Origin of the sequence: Oleiharenicola lentus (assembly GCF_051660365.1) — a bacterium.
In the GTDB taxonomy this organism is placed as follows: domain Bacteria; phylum Verrucomicrobiota; class Verrucomicrobiia; order Opitutales; family Opitutaceae; genus Lacunisphaera; species Lacunisphaera lenta_A.
The window spans coordinates 323487-343131 of sequence record NZ_JBOZXB010000001.1 but is presented as its reverse complement, the minus strand read 5'-3'; the positions used below and the strand labels follow the sequence as shown (position 1 = coordinate 343131).

4 protein-coding genes and 1 tRNA gene are annotated in these 19645 nt (G+C 61.3%); 3 read left to right on the top strand and 2 right to left on the bottom strand.

Annotation, left to right across the window (positions count from 1 at the left end; translation table 11 throughout):
* Positions 1 to 7 precede the first annotated feature (7 nt).
* Positions 8 to 805: a 3-deoxy-8-phosphooctulonate synthase gene (gene kdsA / locus ACRRQW_RS01205; RefSeq protein ID WP_438479396.1), complete on the top strand. Its 798-nt coding sequence runs from the start codon at positions 8 to 10 to the stop codon at positions 803 to 805.
* A gap of 140 nt (positions 806 to 945) precedes the next feature.
* Positions 946 to 1434 (top strand): biotin/lipoyl-containing protein, encoded by a 489-nt coding sequence (locus ACRRQW_RS01200; protein ID WP_438479394.1) that lies wholly within the window; start codon positions 946 to 948, stop codon positions 1432 to 1434.
* 112 nt (positions 1435 to 1546) lie between these two features.
* On the opposite strand, the gene ACRRQW_RS01195 is transcribed toward ACRRQW_RS01200, so the two are convergent.
* On the bottom strand, positions 1547 to 2305 hold the full coding sequence (locus ACRRQW_RS01195) for an RsmE family RNA methyltransferase (protein ID WP_438479392.1): 759 nt from the start codon (positions 2303 to 2305) through the stop codon (positions 1547 to 1549).
* Between the two features lie 115 nt (positions 2306 to 2420).
* Here ACRRQW_RS01195 and ACRRQW_RS01190 point away from each other — a divergent pair.
* Positions 2421 to 2507, top strand: a tRNA-Leu gene (locus ACRRQW_RS01190).
* 467 nt (positions 2508 to 2974) lie between these two features.
* Here ACRRQW_RS01190 and ACRRQW_RS01185 read toward each other — a convergent pair.
* Positions 2975 to 19405 (bottom strand): autotransporter-associated beta strand repeat-containing protein, encoded by a 16431-nt coding sequence (locus ACRRQW_RS01185; RefSeq protein WP_438479390.1) that lies wholly within the window; start codon positions 19403 to 19405, stop codon positions 2975 to 2977.
* Positions 19406 to 19645: the final 240 nt, after the last annotated feature.

The window sequence follows — 19645 nt, the reverse complement described above, 5'->3', positions numbered from 1 at the left end:
AAGTCTGATGCTCTTCGACCCAACTAAGCTTCTTTTGCTCGCCGGTCCGTGTTCGCTCGAGAGTGAAGCCACTTGCCGGCCTGTCGCGGAGATGTTGACGAAGCTCGCGAAACAACACCCCGAGCTTAACATCGTTTTCAAAGGCTCGTTCGATAAAGCCAACCGCACTTCGCTCAACGGAGACCGCGGCCCTGGTTTACAGGAAGGCCTCGCGTTGCTCGCGAAAATGAAAGCCGACTACGGCTTTCCTGTCGTCACGGATTTCCACGAGCGCCAACAAGCCGCCGCTGTCGGCGAAGTGTGCGATGTATTGCAGATCCCTGCGTTCCTCTGCCGGCAAACCGATTTGCTGCTCGCCGCCGCGGCCACGGGTCGCGTCGTGAACGTCAAGAAAGGCCAGTTTCTTTCGCCGCAGGAAATGGAGTTCGTGGTGAACAAACTCCGCGAAGGCGGTGCCAAAGAATTCTGGCAAACGGAACGCGGCACGACCTTCGGTTACAATAATCTCGTCGTCGACATGCGCTCGTTTGCGCAAATGAAAGCGCTCGGCGCTCCCGCAATTTTCGACGCCACGCACAGCGTGCAACAACCCGGAGCCGCCGGCGGCAAGACGGGTGGGCGTCGCGAGTTCGTGCCGCCGCTCGCGCGCGCGGCCCTCGCCGCTGGCGCCGATGGTTTGTTTATCGAAACACATCCTAATCCCGCGAAAGCCATTTCCGACGGCCCGAATCAAATTCCGATCGAAGAGATGCCCGCGCTCATCGCGTCGTGCCTCGCCGTGTGGAAAGCCGTGCGCGGCGCTTAAAATCGTTCTCTTTCCCTTAATCGTTCCCGTTCTCTCTGTTTAAGGATTTGGAAACTGTCGGAAGCTTCCAAGCGCGCTACGTTCGAGGCATTGACGAACTCTGTGTCCACCGCATGGTTTGTCCCAACAAAAACGAACCCATGTCCCACTTCATTATCGATGTTCCGATGCCCTCGATGGGCGCGACTGTGAGCGAGCTCACGATTCTCAACATCAACGTCACGCCCGGCACCAAAGTCGCGAAGGGCCAAAAGCTCGCCGAGCTGGAGAGCGACAAATCGGCGTTCGATTTTGAAGCTCCCGCCGACGGGACGATCACCGAAGTGAACGGTGTGAAAGGGGATGTGAAGTCTTCCGGCCAATCGCTGTTTCGCATGGAAACCGCCGATGCGAGTTTGAAACATTTGGAAGTGGCCGGTGCGAAACCCACAGTAGTTTCGAGCGCGGCACCCAGTGCAGTTCCATCTAGTGCAAATGCTGCGAGCGCACTCGTGTGGACTCCGCGCGCGATCAAAATGGCTCAGGAAGCCGGACTGAATCACGCGACGATTACCGACATTCAAGCGACCGGCCCCGGTGGGCGTGTGTCGGGTGACGACGTCACCCACTATCTTTCGGCGCGGAAATAAACGTTCGCGAAATCTGCTCTTTCACGCGTTCTCGTCCGGCTAAATTGAGGAATGTGGAAAGCAGGAAAGCATCAACAAGGTTGTTTCCAGCTTTTCTGATTTCCCCATTTACTCAGGCGTTTTGTAGCTCGTAGCTGAGAATGCTGAGCGCGTAGAGTGCGGCGGTGTCGCTGCGGAGGACGAGCGGGCCGAGCGTGATCGGTTGGAAATCTGCGTCGAGCGCGGCACCGATTTCCGCGGGCGAGAAATCGCCTTCGGGCCCGACCAGCCAAAGCACGTTGCGGGGAGATGTGCCGTGTTGCTGACGATAGCCTGCGAGCGCGGCTTTTAACGTTTTGGTATTCCGGTGCAGGCTGGCGATTAGCTTTAAGTCGTAGCCGTGGCCGGAGTGGGTGATGAGTTCGGAAAATTTCTGCAGCGGCGTGATGTCGGGTAACCACGGATTGCCACACTGCTTGGCGGCTTCGACGGCGCCGATGCGCCATTTCTCAATTTTCTTTTCCGCGCGATCCGCCTCGAGGTGGACTTCGGTGCGTTCGCTGATCAGCGGAATGATTTTAGCCGCGCCGACTTCAGTCGCCTGACGGACGATGTCGTCCATGGTGCCGCCTTTCGGCAGCGATTGCGCCAGCGTGATGACGTGGGGAAGGGGCGCCGCCTGCTTCGACTCCCGCACGCGAAGCAACGCGGAGTGTTTGTCCGCTCTCACGCATTCCGTGATCCACTCGCCGCCTTTGCCGTCGAAGGCAACCACCGTGCTGCCCTGGAGGCACCGGTTCACGACCACCAAGTGATGGCTCTCCGCGGGGGCCAAACGGATCTCCGAGGGATTCGGTTCGGCAGGGAGGCAGAAAACGCGGAAATCGGACATGACGGAGTGTCGATGCGGGGGTGGAAGCTGACAAGCGTTTGGTGATTGTCTCGAACGGCGAAAATCAGGGTTTACATTGCCCGTGTGGCCGCTTTGTTTCGCAGCTCTTGGCAGCGCCCGGGTGGCGGAATTGGCAGACGCAGTAGACTCAAAATCTACCGATAGCGATATCTTGTGGGTTCGACCCCCACCCCGGGCACCATTTTCCCTCTGGAGACTAGAACCTCAGACAAAGCTCAGACACTTTTAGGAGATTTCTCAGAAATATACTTCGCGCAAATGCGCAGCGTGATGTTGAGGAAAGCGGCTGCGGCGTGATTCGGCTCAGGATTAGATTTATCTCATAGTAGTCCGAGCACTCGCTACACGAAATGTTTCGCTAAGGTGCTTTTCTCACGTTGCCGCAAGTATGTGAGTCCGCGATTGAGACTTCGGAGCCAAAAAATTTGCGTGGGTCGGAATGCGTTCGTTGCACGACTGACCGCACACGCTGAAAAACCGCGTTTCGGGAGGTGCCATCGCAGATTCGACGGCAGCTTCCGCCCGTCCAAGACGGTGTTTGATGCTTTGAAAAACGAGCAAAGATCCAGCGCTTAGGACGCAAGTCGGATAGGCGATCGATTCGGCGCGAATCCAGTTCTGTTCCGGGCGCCAGTTTCTCAGCAATTTTTAGCGGCGCGAGCGCTTGCGATAGGTGACTAAGCCGAAGACCAGTGCGCCGAAGATGGCGGCGTAGGTGCTCGGCTCGGGGATCGCGGAGGCAGCGAAGTTGAGCGAGATCGTGTTGCCGACTTGGGAGAGATTCCACGAACCACCGTTCAAGTTGTTGGTGAAGCCGGTCGTGTTGAGCGTGAACGCGCTGGCGTTGAATCCGATGACGCCGCCGCTCGCGCTGGCGATGGTGTAGGATGAATCTACCGCAGAGCTGAAGTTGATGGCGTCGCCGGCCGTGTCGTTGGAGAGGATCGACAGGACATTGACGGCGAAGCGGCTTGTGTTGTTCGCCGCGATGGTGAGCGAGCCAGAGATAGTGACCAAGTCGTAACCCGTGCCCGCGAGGCCGGTGGCGTTTTGCATTTGCCAGTTGTAATTCGCCCCGCCGTTCCACGTCGCGTTGCCGTCGACCGCGAGGGTGCCAGGGGAATTGCCCGGCGAGAGCGTCGCGCCGCTCGTGAGGGTGAGGTCGCCAATCGTGCCGCTGCCCCCGAGGAGACCACCGTTGCCGATGCTGAAGTCGCTCGCGGACGCGTTGCCGTTCATGACGAGCGAAGCACCGGTGACATTGGTTGCGCCGGTGTAAGCGTGCGCGCCGGTGAGCACCACGGTGCCGCCACCGGTGACAGTGACGCCGCCGCTGCCGCTAATCGAGCCGGCAAACGTGCCGGGGTTGCTCGGCGAAAGCGTGAGGGTCCCACTCCCGAGCGTAACCGCGCCGGTGCCGGTGAGAGCCCCGACGGTCGTCGAGTGATTTGCAAGGGCGAGCGTCGCGTTGTTGGCGAGCGCGACATTCAATCCCGAGGAGAGCGCGCCAATTGCGCCGACTTCCAGCGTGCCGCTGGCAATGGTGACCGGGCCGGAGAAGTTGTTCGTGCTATTCGTGAGCACGAGCGTGCCGGTGCCGTTCATCGTAAGGCCGCCGTTGCCGGTGAGCGAACCTGCGTAGGAGTTTGTGCCGGAAGGCGCGACGCTGATCCCAGACGCGCCTACATTGATCGCACCGGTGCCGGTGAGCGTGGAGAACGCTTGCGCATAACCGTTCGAGTCAAACGTCGCACCTGTGGCGATGTTGAGCGTCGTATGAGGGCTGAGCGCGGTGGCGCTGCCGAGTTGGAGCGTGCCCGCGAGCACGTTCGTCGCGCCGGAGTAAGTGTTGCTACCCGTGAGCGCAAGCGTGCCCGTGCCGAGTTTGGTCAGGCCGATCGCGCCAGTGAGGTCACTGCCGTAGCTGAACGTGCCGTTGGTGGCGTTGGTGGTGTCGAGACCGAGGAACGAACCGCTGGCGAAACCGAGCGACTTGATCGTGTCGAGATTGCTCGCGGTGAACTCGCCGGCGCCGCCGACATTGAAGGCTGCGGTCGCGCCGGAAGCGATGACGACGTTCGTCGCGGTCCAGTTGGCGGAGTTGTTATTGTAGAGCGAAACCTGTTTGCCGAATTGCAGCGTGCCCGCGGAGATCGTCGTCGTGCCGGTGTAAGTATTCGCGGCGGTCAGGGTGGTTTTTCCAGGGCCCACTTGCGTGACGCGACCTGCGCCGGAGATAATCCCACCGAAGTCCAGCGCGCTGGAGCGGTTGAATGAAAGGACGGCGCTGGCCCCCACGGCGACGTTGCCGAGGATCGAGCCAGTGGTGCCGCCGTTGCCGAGTTGGAGCGTGCCGCCATTGGTAGAGATCGTGGTGACGCCAGTGTAAGTGTTAGTGCCGGTGAGCTGGAGCAGGCCGGCGCCGGATTTCGTCAAGCTTCCCGCGCCGTCGCCCCCGTTGGCGATGGTTCCGCTGATAACCGTGGTGCCGGCGAATGCAGCGGTGTTAAACGTGAGCGTGCGCGCGGTGGTGCCGATGAGGAGATTGACATCGCCGAAGGTCGTCACGCCGGTGTTGTTAATCGTGAGGGTTTTGCTGCCTGACGAAAAATTCGAGAGGATGCCCGTGAAGGTGAGATTCGAATTGCCGGCGAGCGTGACGGGGTTGCTGTTTACCAGGACGATATTGTTAGCGAGGGTGCGGGCGGTGTCGTCGCTGCGCAGGGTGCCACCGCTCAACACCACCTTGCCGGTGCCGAGCGCCTGATCGTGGCCCACCGTGAGCGTGCCGGAATCGAGTGCGGTGTTGCCGGTGTAGGTATTGGCTTGATTCAAAATCGCATTGTTCGCGCCAGAGATGCGGACGCCACCGAATTGCGAGGTGGCGGTGATGACGGCGCTCTGGGTTTCAGAGGCGGAGCTATTGCTGAACGACACGGACGGATTGTAGACGAGTTCGAGGTTATTGCCGTTGGTCACGACACCGTAGTTGCCGAAGGCGGCGGTCGAGAGATTGCCGTTTACGAAGAAACGGTTGCTATCGAAATTGCTGAAACCGTCCGTGGTGGTGGCGATGGCCCACGAGGCATCCGTGAGCCCCGTGAAGCCGGTCAGATTTCCGTTGTTGGTGCCGATGGCGATTAGAACGGGGTTGGTCGCGTTCGCTGCTCCGAGGGTGATTTTTCCGTCGGTGGTGTTGGCCGTATTGTTGACCTGCAAGTGGTCACGAGTGAGCCCATTATCGGCAAAGATGTAAGTTAGTTGGGAGCCGCCGCGGAGGAAGACCCCGCCGCTCACGGTGAAGGTGCCGATGGACGAGCCGGCGATATTCAAATTGCCGCCAGTATGGAGGAAACCGCCGGCGACCGAGCCGGAGGCGTTAAAGGTGCCGCCGGTTTGGAGAATACCGCCGGTAACCGAACCAGAAGCGTTGAAGGTGCCGCCGGACAGCACAAAGGCCGGATTGTTGAGTGCATTGCCACCCGCCGTGCCGACAATGGCCGCGCCCTGATTCAGATTCAGCGTGCCGCTGATTTGATTGAAGCGACTCGCGGCGAGGGTGGTCGCGGTGAGGGTGACGTTGGAGCCACCGACGCCTTGATTATTGATCACGTTAAAACCACTCCAATTCGCCCCGGAGATGGTAATGATGCCGGTATTGGTGAAGACCGATGCCGCGCCGGTGATAGAGGCGCCGTTGCTAAGACTGATGGTGCCGGTATTGCTGGCCAGGTGGCTGAAGGTGCTGCTGCCGTTCACGTCCATGATCCGAGCCGACGCGGTTCGCAACGTGAGCGAGGCGGCGTTGGTGGTGAGCGTTTGGCCTCCGAGAAGATTGAGCCAACCATCGATGACGAATGTGCCCTGCAGTGCGGTATGATCGGCGTTGCTGATCCCATTGGTGGTGGCGGTGAGGCTGCCGGAGGCTCCGCTGGCGGCGACGTTGACCGTCGAGGCTTTCAACGAATCTGTGATGACGACGTTGCCGGAATTAACAGTGAGCGTGCCTGCCGTAAGGCTGCCGAAGGTTTGGGTCTTCGCGCCGGAGGAGATGTCGGCGACCGTGTTCGTGATACTGCCGGTCGTGCTGACGGAGCCGGTAAAAGCGCCGCTATTGCCTGCGTTGATGATCAGGTTACGGCTGCCCAGAGCGAGCGTGCCGTTGCCGTCGAGGGAGCGAAGCGTGAGCGCGTTGGTCGAAGTATCGGCGAGCGCGAGGGTGCCTTGATCAAGAATGGCGAGTCCGCGATTGTTGAGGAACGCCGTGGTTGCGGTGAGCGAACCCTCGTTGATTAACAGGCGCGCGCCGCCGCCGGAGGCGTCCCAGTTGTCTAATGAAACATTCGCGAGGTCGACGTGACCCGTGCCGACTTTGGTGAGTGAGTGGGTGCCGTTGCCGAGCGAGCCGACGAGGGCGATGTCACCGGCTCCGCCGACGCTGAAGTTGCCGTTGCCGAGGTTGAAATCGCCTTCGATGGTCAGCGAGTTGCCCTGACTGGCGAGCAGGCTGCCGCCTGCTGCGGCGAAGTCCGTGCTCGCGCTGCCGAAGGTGCCGCTGCCGCCGAGGTGGATATCGCCACCTATGATTACGGACGTCACTCGGTTCAACGCACTAGCCGAGGCGTCGAGGTCGCCGGCGAGCACCCAGAGCGATCCAATCTTGCCGGCGGCGGTGTCACCGAGAACCAAATTGCCGCTGCTGTGAAGGATCGCATCGGCGGGAGCGGTGATGTCGCCGATGAAGTTAATGTCGCCGTCGAATTTTAAAGTGCCCGACGTCGAGAGCGTGGACGACACCGCCGAGCGACCGTGGTAGCTGGCGATCGTCATGTCCTGCGCGTCGAGATTTTCGGACCAATCGAGGCCGTTCAGATCCAGGGTCGCGCCGGTGAAGGAAGTTTTAGCGGCGTCGATCGCGTTGGTTTGGCCGAGGACGAGGGTGGCACCGCTGACGACGACGTGGCCCGAGTAAGCGTCGCCGTTGAGTTGCACGCGACCGCCATTGATCGTGAGTGCGCCCGCGCCGCTAACGGTGCGGTTGAGCGTGAGATCGCCAGAAAGGAAACCGCCTCCGTCGAGCGTGACCGATTGCGTATTGCTGAACGTGGTGGGGGTCTGGGCGTGGAAGGCACCGCCGTTCAAGTCGAGGGTGAACGTCGAGTTGCTGCCGCCGAGACTGGCGATTGAAGCCGCTTCGAGGCGGGCACCGTCGCTCACGATGTAGTGGGTCGTCGTGTTGGTTCCCGCGAGGGCGAGCGTGCCGGCGCTGACGGTGATGTTGCCGGTGAAGGTGTTGTTACCAGCGAGTGTCACCGAACCAGCGCCGTCTTTCGCAAAACCGCCCGTGCCAGTGAGGGCGCCGGCGTAGGTGGACGTGGTGGCCGAAGCTTGGTCGAGCGTCAGCGTGTGGGTGCCGAGGGCGATGTTGCCGCCGAGCGTGCCGCCACCGTTGAGTGAGGAGAGGGTGGTGGCGCGGTTCAGTTGCAGTGAAGCGGCCGAAGTGTTTGCGAGCGTAAAGGTGCCGCTGAGCGAGCCGTTGGTGCCGAGGAGGAACGCGCCGGTGTTCACGGTCACGTTGCCGACGAAGGCGGTGTCGAGCGTGAGCGCACCGCTGCCGTTGTGAATGAGGGTGTGCCCATTCAGCAGCGTGCCGGAGAAAATGGCGGCGTTGCGGTTGGTGAATTCCAAAGTGCCGGCGGATGCGAATTCCACGAGAGTCGAGAAACTGCCGCCCGACGAGATCCAGTTGCCCGCCGTGGTGAGGGTGCCGGTGAGCGTGCTGCCACTGCCGAGGGACAGTTTACCGAAATTCTGCAAGTGGGCTTGGAACGGATCGGTGGTGATGTAGTTGAGATCGCCGCCGCCACTGAGCAGACCAGCGATGTGTTGATCGTTGGTGGTCGGATCGGCGGAGTCGCGGAGGGTGAGCGAACTGCCGGCGACGATGTGCACGGAACCATCGTAGGTGTTGGTCGCGTTGCTAAAAGTGATGTGGCCAGCCGCCGCAGTAAAATCGGTCGAAGCTTCGCGCCCAATGGTGATGCGGCCGTTGCCGACGATGGCATTGTTGTGGGTGAGCGAACCGGAGAACAGCGCGTTGCCACCGGGGGACGTGCTGATGACGGCATTCGGCCTCGCGGTGTAATAGTCAAACGCCAGCGTGCCGCCCATGACTTCGAAGGTGCTGGCGTTGACGAAATCCTGAATGACCGTGGTGCCCGTGCCGATTTGGCGGATGATGCCCGCATTGGCGCTGGCGGTGACAATGAGGTTCGAGCCGAGGTAAACGGTGTTGCTGCGGTTAACGACCAGCCGGCCATCGTTGTGAATGGTGCCGACGAGCGAGCCCTTCTCGCCTCCGTTGCCCAACGTGAGGGTGCCGTAGTTGGTAACGGTCGGAACTGTGGTATTGTTGCCGGTTATTGTGAGCTGACCGTGATTGGTGAGACTGGTGGCCTGAACGCGATCCAGGCGATGATTGAGCACGCCGCTGTCGACGATGAGCGCGCCCGCGGTGATGAGCGTGCCCGCAAAGTCGGTCGCTTGAGTGAGCGTGAGAGTGCCAGTCGATTGATTCTGAAAAAGGCCGTCCGCGCCGCCCGTGAGGTGGTCGAGCGTCAATGGGCCGTTCTTGAAGTTTTGCACCGTGCCATTGGCGACGATCGCGCCACCGACGGAGCCTTGAGTGCTGTCTTCGTTGCCGAGCCGGAGCGTGGTGCCCGCATCGACGACGGTGTCGCCGAGCAAGTCAGGATTATCGGAAGCGATCGTGATCGTGCCCGCGCCGGTCTGATGGAGGCCGCCTTGACCGCTCATGACGTTGGCGAAGGTTTGGGCGTTGGAGAAATTGAAAGCGAGGGTGCCGTGATTGATGAAACTATTCGCGGCCAGATAACCGGTGGTGCCACCGTTGCCGAGGGCGAGCGTGCCCTCCGTGATGATGACCCGGTTGAGTGCGACGTCTTTGGTGAGGACAAGGGTGCCGCCACCGGTTTTGGTGAGACCGCCCTGACCGGAAATCAGCGAAGTAAAGGTCTTCGTATCGCCGGCAAAAATAGTGGAGCTGAGCGTGGTGTCGTCGCTGAGGAACGTCTGGCCAGTGTAGTCGAGGCTGCCGACTTCGATCGTGCCACCGCCGGAGAGCAGCACGTTGCCGCTGCCGATGAGATTCGCAGGAATGCTGCGAGTGGCGCCGGGCGTGGTGCTGATTTCCAGCGTGCCGTGATTAGTGATCGTGCCGCGGAGGGAACCGTTGCCGGCGAGGGCCAGCGTCGAACCCGCGTTGATGATCGCGCCGCCTTGGTAATTGCCAAAGGTGCCGGCGGCGAGGTTTTCGCCGGTGAGGGTGATTTTGCCCGCACCTTGTTGGATGAAATATCCGGTGCTGCTGGCGGTGGTCGTGGCGGCGAAGGTGACGTCGTGGCCGAAACCGTAGTCGAAAATGATGTCGCCGAAATTCGCGAGCGTGCCGTTGATCGTGCCACCGTCGCGTAAGGTGAGTGACGCGCCGTCGAAAATGGTGGTCGCGTGCTGTGCGGTGATGGCACCGGAAACATCGAAATTTCCCGAGAGCACCTGGAGGCTGCCGGCGACGTCGATTTTGCGCGCGTGTCCGAAGTTCGCATCGATCTCGAGCGTCGCGCCCGCGGCGACAGTGATGTCGGTGTTGTAGCCGTGGCTGCTGCCGATGCGAAGGCGACCCTCGGCGACGTGCAGGCCGCCGAGCACGTTGAGATTCGAACCGCCGGTGAGGGTGAGCCGCCCGCTGCCAGTCTTGCTGAACAAGCCGAGGCCGAAGATCACGGAATTAAACGTGGCGTTGTCGGCTGCGCCGACAAATCCGCGCAGTTCACCCGCGGCGATATTGAAAGAATTAGTGTGATTAAAGCTTCCGAGGGTCGCGGTGCCGGCACCGTTCTTTGTGATACTCCCGGCGCCCGTAGTGGTCGCGCCAAAGACGTAGTCGTCCGTGCGGTCGAGCGAAATGCTGCTCCAATTGGCGATGGTGCCGCCGATGTTGCCCGCGCCCGCGATGCCCAGGGTGCCGCGATTAAGGGCGGAGTTGGCACTGCCGACCGTGATGCCGCCGGCGTTGGCGAACGCCGTGGTGTAAACGAGTTTGCCATCCGCGATCGTCGTCGCGCCGGTGTAGGTGTTGCTGCCCGCAAGGGTCGTCGTGCCGCTGCCCAGTTGTTTGACCGTGCCGGTGCCGGAAATATTTTCCCGCGAGTTCAGATAACCAATCGCGTCGAGCGCGAGAGCTCCGGTGTTGGTGAAGACGAGGGCTGAGTGGTTGACGATCTTCGCGATGCCCGCGGCGCCGTCGGTGAGGGCCACGGTGCCGGAGTCGATGAGGATGTCGCGGTTGCTGTCGAGTGGGCTGTTCACTGCGGACGCAAGTGCGCGGTTAACGGTGATGGTGTTGGTGCCGGCTTGTCGGAGCCAGCCGTTGCCCAGCAGCGTGTTGTTGAGCGTGAAGTCGTCGGATCGATTGAACTTTACGCCGGTGTAGCCGTAGAGATTGCCGGTGTTGATCGTGCCTTGGACCGAACCGCTGCTGCCACCGTTGCCGAGCACGAGTTCGCCCAGGCTGATGAACGTGCCGCCGGTATAAGTCTGGTCACGGGTGAAGGTGATAGAGTCGTTTACGTTGCCACCGCCGATGTAAACGGTGCCCGCGCCGGAGATGACACCGTTCAGCACGGCGTGATTTTTCAAACTGAGAAAGCCAGCGCTGACGATGAGATTGGAGTTGATCGTGGCACCGTCGAAGGCGAGCTCACCGTTGCCGGTTTTATCCAAATAGAAACCGTGGTTGGTGACAGTGCCGTCGATGTTGAAGGCATACGCACCCTCGACTTCGATCGTGTTCTGGGCGCCGCTGAGAGTGAGGTCACCGATGCGGCCACCGTTCAGAATTTTCAGGTGAGCACTTGCTTCCATCGTCGCCGAGTTCGCGTAGAGGGAATTGGCGATGAGACCGTCGTTTCGGAGAGCGAGGGATCCGACGTCGACGTGGTGAGCGGTCGAGCCGGCCTGCGCGATAAACCGACCCGCGCCGCTGATGTTATGGAAAGTCGTTCCGGAGCCGAGATCGGCGAGCGTGGCAGCTGCCGCGATTTCGATGAGGCCGTTGGTGAGACTTCCGTTGGTTGGAGCGTGCATCTGGCCGGAGAAGGCCAAGGTGCCGCTCTCGATGAGGAGGCGGCCTTTGATGTCAGCGGGCGTGACGATGGATAACGCGGTGGTGCCAGTGCCGGCGAAAATCAAATCGGTGCCTGCCGCGGAGCTCAGTTTGCCCAGCGTGCGATCGCTGCCGACATTATCGATTTTGAGCGAGCCCTCGTTGAGCACCGCTTGGAAAGTCTGCGAAGCGTTCATCCCGATGTTGAGGCGACCGGCACCCGTTTTAGTGAAGCCGCCACTGGGCGAAGTTAAAAAGTTGAGCGTGCCGTTCGTTTCGATCGTGGCGTTGGTGAAGCGAAGACCACGGTTGGCGTTGAGCGTGACTTCATTAACCCCGAGCACGCGCAAGGTGCCGCCGTTGAGGTAAAGGTGTTCTGCGCTGGAGATCGCGGGAGCCGCGCCGAGCGAAGAATCGGCGTAAATTTCCAAAGTGCCGGTGCCTTGGACGCGCGTCGCACCCGTGAAGGTCTGGCCGGCGGGAAGAGTTAACGTGCCGGTGCCGGTGTGCAGGAGCGTGTTCGCATTGGCTCCGTTGATCGTGAGCGTGAGGTTGCCGGTTGCGTTGTGCGTGAGGTCGCCCGTGCCGCCGACGGTGACGGTCGCACTGCCCGCGTGCCCGAAGATCAAGTGCGAATTGTTGGTGATGGGACTGAACGTGCCGGTGAAGAGCTTGCTGCCGTCGCCGAGGCGCACGGTGCCGTTGGCAACGATGAGGTTCGAGAGGAAACCTGGGTTGAGCAGCGTAAGGATACCGCTGCCATTTTGGGTGTAGGAGCCGGTGCCTTCCGGAGTGACATTCGCGCCGAGCGAATAGTTACCGTTGCGGTTGAAAATGAGCGCGCCGTCGTTGCGGATGCCGCCGGCGAGCGAAGCGTTCGTCCCGTTGAGGGTGAGGGAGCTGCCGCTGTAAATCGTAGTCAGGCCGGTGTAAGTCTGCGCATTCGTGAGCGTGAGATCCATGCCGTCGGCGACGTTCACGCTGCCGGTGCCGCTGATCACGCCAGAGGTGGAAAGAGCGGTGTTGCCGATGAAAGTCGTAGTCCCGGCGGAAGCGACGTTGGAGGTGAAGGCCGATCCTTTCACGGTGAGCGTATCGTTAGTGCCGGTGAGGTGAATCGTGCCGGTCAAGGTGCTGCCGTTGGTCAGAGTGAGGCTGGTGGTGTCGCCGGTGGAGTGGGCTAGGCGGAGGGTGCCGCTGCCGCTGAGCCCGGCGAGATCGAGACCGTCGGTGGTGAGCGTAACGTCGGTGTTGGTAATCGTGACTGCGCTGGCGGCGTTGTAGCCGACGAGCGCGAGGTTGAGCGCACTGCCATTGTTGGAGCGGATGGTGGTGCTCCCAGTGAGAAATGTGCTGCTGGCAATAGTGCTGGCGTCCGAGACGAGCAGCGAGGAACCGTGGTTTAGGAACAGAGTCGTGTTTGCGGACAGCGTGACTCCGTGGAGTTCGAGCGAGGCATTGAGGTAAACATTTCTTGCCTGACCAAGCTGATGACCGTTTGTGACCTGCAGCGAACCGCTGTCCACGTAAAGATCGCCCGTGAAAAAATTCTCGGCGTTGAGCTTGGTCAACTCGCCGGTCGTGTGGATGTCGCCGTCGCCATTGAGGATGTTGCCGACCGTGCCCGAGGCGTGGAGGGTGCCGAGATTCACGATTTCCGCGAAAGTGTTGTTGGGCCGGCGAAACGAATTCGCGTTGATGGTCATGACGCCGTAGTTGCTGACGAAACCGCCGATGATAAGATCGGGACTGGACGTAAACGTGCCCCAATTTGTGAAATCGCCCGTCACGCCACCTGTGATGTTGAGGGTGCTGAGGCGTTCGTTGACCAGATTACCGGCAACGTAGAGCGAGCCGTTAAACACGGCTTCGTCATCGGCCATGCCGTTGTTGAAGTCGCCGCCAACCCAGAACGAACCGGTCATGACGCCGCGGTTGAGCACATCTTCCTTGAATCGGAGCTGCGCACCGCTGGCGGTGATCGTGCCGAAGTTGGTGAAGTCGGGCAGGAAAGTATAATCGGGGATGGTGTTGTTGCCGTTGAAGACGATGCCGTTGGCGTTGATGAAGGTCATCGTGCCGGTGTTGCGCTCGAGGTTTTCGAGAGCCGAACGGCCGGTCGTGCGGTTGACGACCGTCGCGCCCGCGCTGAGGCCGATGACGGCGGGACGAAAGCTCATGGTGGCGAAATCAAAGTCGGGTAACTCGAGGCGAAACCCGCTGACTTTGATCGGCAAGCCGTTGGCCGGGGTGAACGCGAGGGATCCGCGGTATAGATTCACCGGGTGAGTCAGATCGAGCCCACCGACGACGGTGAAGCGGTTCGCAGCGTGGTTGGTCGCGAAGATGACATCGAGGGCGCCTTCGGAATTAGCGAGCGTGCCGACGAGATCAAACGAACCTCCGGCGGAAATCGCGATGGCACCGCTGGCGTCGAAGGTGCCGCCGTTGATTACCCGCAGGTGATCGATGCTGAGCGAGCCTCTGAGCCCATCGTCGGCTGCGCCGCCATAGTAGCGGATGGTGTCGTGATTATAGATCGTGATCGGAGCGCCCGCGGTGCCGGCGAAAGTCACATGAGCACCGGAACGAATCGTGTTTCCGTTCGGCCCGATCGCGGTGGACGAACCGATTTCCCAGAGGTTCCAGTTCTGCATCAGGCCGTAGCTGGTGTCGTAGTTGACGGTGAGGCCACCGGCGAACGTCATGCGGCCGAAGCCGGGTTCCGGAAGGCGTTGGCTGGGATTGTCGGGATACCAGCCGGCGCCGTTGCCGTAGAGGGTTACGCGGGTGTTGGCCTGGTTGAAATCCGTGCCCCCGGTGAGGACGCCGCCGATCCAGTAATCCGCGATGCCAGTGCCGCTGTTGACGACAGCAGCGTGGCCAAGACTCATGGTGCTGCCGATGCCGACGTAGAGATTGCCGTTTTGATTGAAGGTGGTGACACCGGAGCCGAGCGCGAATCCTGCGCCGTTCTTTAAGCTGAACGTGCCGAGGTTGGTGGAAAAATTCGCGAGTGCGTCCGCGCCGGATTCGTTTTCGAAACGGCCGCTGCCGCGCAAGGTGATGTCGGCGGCGTTGGTGACGAGGTTGGCGCCGTCGAACTTGATGATGCCGGTGGCGTCGTAGCGTCCGCCGGTGAGCGTGTTGTTGGCGAAGTTGGTGAAGTAGCCGCCAGTGATGTTGACGGTGCCAGCGATGGCGGCAGCGAGCAGGCCTTGATTGCTGAAGGTATTTCCCGCCGTCGTCGTGAAATTGTAATTCGTGTTGGCGACGGTGAGAGAACCGGCGGCGAGATTGTTGCGCACGAAGGCTTGGTTGCCGCCGCCATCGATGATCTTCGCATTGGCACCGTCGAAAGTGAGCGCGACCGCGTTATCGAACGCGCCGCCGGCGAGGCTGTTGATTTGCAGCGTGCCCGCGACGCGGTAGCTGCCGAGAGCCAGCGCGCCGGCAGTGTTCACCGAATGAAAGGCGCCGCCACTGAGAATCATCGTCGAGCCGGAGCCGACGTTAAGCGTGCCGAGGTTGAGGAAGCCGCCGGAGTTGGTCTGGATATTCAGCACCGAGCCGTCGCCGTAAACGCCGATGGAACTGCCGGCGAGATTGTCGATCGAGAGAGTGCCTTCGCCGAAGTTGCCGGCACCAATCAACTGTTGATTGGCGAGGGTGAGTTTGAAGTCGCCGGTGTTGCTGCGGAGCGTGCCGGTGCCGGCATTGTGCCAGAGCGTGCTCGCGACGTTGATGGCGGTCGTGCCGTCGGCCGCAGTGGTGAGCGCGCTGGTGTTGTAACCGCCGAGTTGCAGCGTGCCGCCGCCGTCGAGGGTCAGGTTGCCGGTGACGACGACGTTGCTGTGGGAGTGGGTGAGCGCGGAGGGGTTTTCCCCGGAGAGGTGAATGAGGCCGGCGTTCGTAAACGTGCCGCTCGCGGGGAGGTTGAGCGTGGAGCCGTTGAGGAGATTGATCGTGCCACGGACTTGATTGGCGACGTTGTTCAGGTTCGTGGCGATGCCGGCGCCGAGGTTAAGCGTGCCATAATTTTGCACCGTAAGGCCCGTGATCGCAGCGTTGGCCGCGTAGTTGAGGGTGCCGCGATTGATGAGCGATGAACCTGCACCGAAAGCGAGCGTGGCGCCGGTTTCGAGCGAGAGTGAACCGGTGTTGCTGATGTAGGCCGTGGGCACGGTGAGGGAGGTTGCGGAGCTGTTACGCACCAGCATCGCGCCGCCGAGTTCGAAGTTGTCCACGTTCAACGTGGCGCCGTGGGAATCGACCGAGCCTTCGCCGAAAACCGAGAACCGACCGCCGTTGATGACGGTGTTCGCGAGCAAACTGAGCTGCGAGAAGGCCTCGATGCTGCCGCCGGTGTTGAGGAGGGAGACGCCGTCGAGGGTGAGCGTCGCGGCGTGACCAGTCGCGCCGTAGGAGCGCAGCGTGCCAGTATTGACGAGCGGGGCGGCGAAGTTACCGAGCGTGAGGGTTCCGCCGGCGGCCTGAAGCAGGCCACTGTTGGTGAAGGTGCCGCCAGTGATGGCGCCAGCGCCGACGATTTCGCCGGCGTTGGACCAGCGGGTCGTGGCGTCTGCGGTGAGCTGACCCGAGCCGGTCGTGTTCGCATAGTTGGCTTGGTAGGCGACCGAGCCAAGTTGGACGCGTGTGGTGTCGGCGAAATTAAAACCGTCCCCCAGTGCGAGCGAGGTTTGGGTTACGCCGCCGCCGAGGATGAGGGTGCCGCCGGCTTGCGTGAAAGCGTTTGCGGGTAGGGCGAGGCTGGCGCCGGTGGCTTGGAGCGTGCCGCCCGCGCGTAACACCAGGCTGCCGGTGAAGGCGAGCGCGGTGTCGGTGCGCACGGTGCCGCCGTTGAGAATTTCCAGAGTGCCGGCGACATCGGCGAAGCCGGCCCAGCCGTTCACACCGTGGCGGGTGAGGGTGCCGCCGCTGCCGACTTGGATGGTTGTGCCCGCGGCGATGCCGGTGAAAAGCGCGTTGGTGTAAGTGAGCGCGCCTTTGAGATCGAGGGTCGAGCTGAAGTTAAGCCGGCCGGAAGCATCCACTTTTAAACCACCGGTGTTGAACGTTGTGCCGGGATTCAAGGTGAGCGCGCCCGCGAGGTCGACGGTGCCGTCGGTAGTGAGGGTGGCGCCGTTGGTGAGGGTGAGCGACGAACCGCTGGCGAGGGTGTGGAACGAGGAGAACGCGTTAGTGCCTTGGTTACTCAATCCGCTGCCAGCCCCGTTGAGCGTGATCGCTGTGCCCGTGCCGAGCCTAGAGATGTTGTCGCCGGTGTAGGTGAGCACGCCGCCGAGATTCCACGTGCCGCCGTTGAGCGAGCCGCTGGCGAGATTGGCGAGGGTGCCGGAGGCGGTGAGGGCACCGCCGGAGGCAAGCGTGAGCGTGCCGGAGTTGCTGAGCGCGCCGTTGACGGTGAGCACCGACCCGGCGTGCGCGACCTCGAGGGTGCCGGTGTTGACCAAGCCGCTCGCGGTGGAACCGCCGACGGTTTGCGTGGCGCCGTTTTGCAGGCGGAAGGTGCCGGCGTTGGTGGAGAGATTGGCTAACGCGTCCGCTCCGCCGGTTTGCAAATAGCCGCCCGACGGGCGCGAGCCGGAGAGCACGATGCGCGACGAGGCGGCGAGAATCGAAGGCCGGCTGCCCGTGTAATAAAATACGCCGCCGGTCGTCGCGTCGCCGAGGGTGAGGTTGACGTTGCTCAGCGTAAGGCTGGCGAGATTGGCGGAGGTAAAGTTGGCGATGGTAAAGAGACTGCCGCCTCCGACGCTGACCGTCGCACCGGCGTTGTTGGTGAAACTGTTTCCGGTGTCGAACGTGTAGCCGTTCAACACGGCCATGTTGCCGCCGTTGGTGAATCCGCCGTTGATGACGGCGAGATCCTGGCCGGCGATGATGAGCGTGCCGAAGTTGCTCTTGAGGTAGCGCAAACCGTCGTGCGTGGCGTCGGGATCGGTCTGGCCACCAAAGTTGTTGAAACGCCAGCCGGGGTTGGTCTCGTTCATGAACGTCGAGGGCAGGAGTTCGACGGTCGCGCCGCTGCCGATGCTCAGGATGTCGGGGCCATCATAATTGAGAATGCCCCCGAGGATAAACGTGCCGGTGTTGAGGACGGCGCCAGTGCCGGCGGCGTTGCCGGGCGTGACGAAGCCGACTTGTTTCGCGCCGGTGGCATCGAGCACGTAGTTGCCGTTGCCGTCCTGGAGGCCGTTAACGATGAGTGTGTTGTTGGGATCGATTACCACGGTGCCGGTTGAAGCAACGAAGAGTTGCGGCACCTCCACCGTGCTGGAGCTGGCTGGCTGGCCGTTATCGGTGGGCGTGTTGTCGAGATAGAGCAGGCCGCTGACATTGAGCGGGCGGGCATTTTGGAAGTAGGCGTCGCGCACGATGAGCGAGCCCTGAATATCGGCAGTGTTGAACGAGCCGCCTTGCGAGAAAAACGCCACGGTGTCCTGCGGGCCGACGTCGAACTCGCGCAGCACGCCCTGACCAAAAATTGGAATTGGGTTGCGGTAGACGCGTGAGAGATTGCCGCCCGCGAGATCGACCAGCGCGCTGTAGATCAACACGTCGCCGCCGATGTCGAGATTTACGTCGAGCAGTGGGCCGAAACCCACGCTGGCACCATACGCCCCGATGCTCGCGGTGAGGGCGGTGATGTCGAGGCCAGCACCGAGATGAAGAAAGAGTTCGTTGAGTAACTTCGGGTCGATGTAGACACTCGAGAATAGCTGCCAGTCGGACTCGGTCGGCTTCGTAACGATGCGCAAGGAGGAGGCGCTGGCGTCGTCAGGCAGGCGAAAACGAAAGTCGCGCGACGTGACTTGGTGCGTGCCGGTGGCATCGGTGTATTCGTAGGTAACGTTGTAATTACTCGTCAGACCGAGGTAGGTGTTTGGCATCAAAGTGAGCGATTGCGTGAGGCCGACTTCGATGTTGGGTTTCAGGCTCAGGATGTTCGCCACGACTTCGATCGGAGTGCCGGGAATCGTGCCGCGCATATCGAAAGGATTGAAGGGCAGGCCAAGCGCCGACGAGACAGCGCCGAGGATATCGAGGCTGGCACCGAAAACCAGCGGCTGAGAAACCGTCTGTTTAAGAAGCGAGCCCGAAGCTGCGTTCAGGCCGGCGTAGGTCGGGTTGACCGTGATGCTGCCAAGGCTGCTGGTGGTGGGCAGCTTGTAGCCTTTGACGGTAACGAAATCAGAGGCGGTCAGTTGTTTCGTGATACCGTCGCCCAGATCGATGTCGTTATTAACGATCGTGAGGGTCTGGTTGCTGTTAAGGTTATACGCGAGAAGTCGATCGTAGTTCATGTTGAACGGATCGATGCCTTGCTGCGCGAGCGAGAGGGCCAGATGCGGATTGGTGACCGTCAACATGTCGAGCAGCGTGATTGACCCCGTCGTCGAGCCGACCCCGTAGGCCACGCGGCCATCGATCCGCGCGTCGACAAAGTAGTGGGCCCCGAGCGAGAATTCCAGGTTAGGAAAAATCGAGGTGAACAGGTCGCCGCCGCCGAGCGCGCTGCGATTCTGCGTGATGTTGATCGTCGGCGTGGCGACGGTGTTGTCGGACGGCACGGTGATCGAGACGCGGTTTGGGATGTCGACGTTGATCGAGCCGCCGTCGGCTTTGAAATGGAAATTAAAACCCGCACCGCCGGCGATGCTGGCTGTGCCGCCCGCGCCCCACTCATCGCCGAACAGCCCGTAGCCGAAACCGCCGAACGGTTGGGACGAAACCTTAAACTCTCCGTTGAGTTGTGCGTCGTAGGTCACGCCGTTAGCGCTGCCGGCACCCCATTGGCCCAAATTGGTCGCTTTATAGCGTGTGTCGAAAACGAAGACTTGCGTCTGCGCCGCCATTTGGGGGGCGAGCATGAGCAATCCGAACAACGTGGATAACGTCGAGAGGACGCGACGAGGGAATTCAGACGAGAGGGTGTGCACGGAAATTGAAGGCGTAGCTTCGGCCCTTTCGAAGAGCGGATGGCTCGCGAAGTGGGCGGAAAGATTGCGCCAACATAGTGCTGGGGAGATGGTCCTAGGCCTCAACGTCCCAAACCTAGTAAAAACTACTAGGTTTTGGGGCGAAGACTGGCTTGCAGTAGGGTGTGCAGC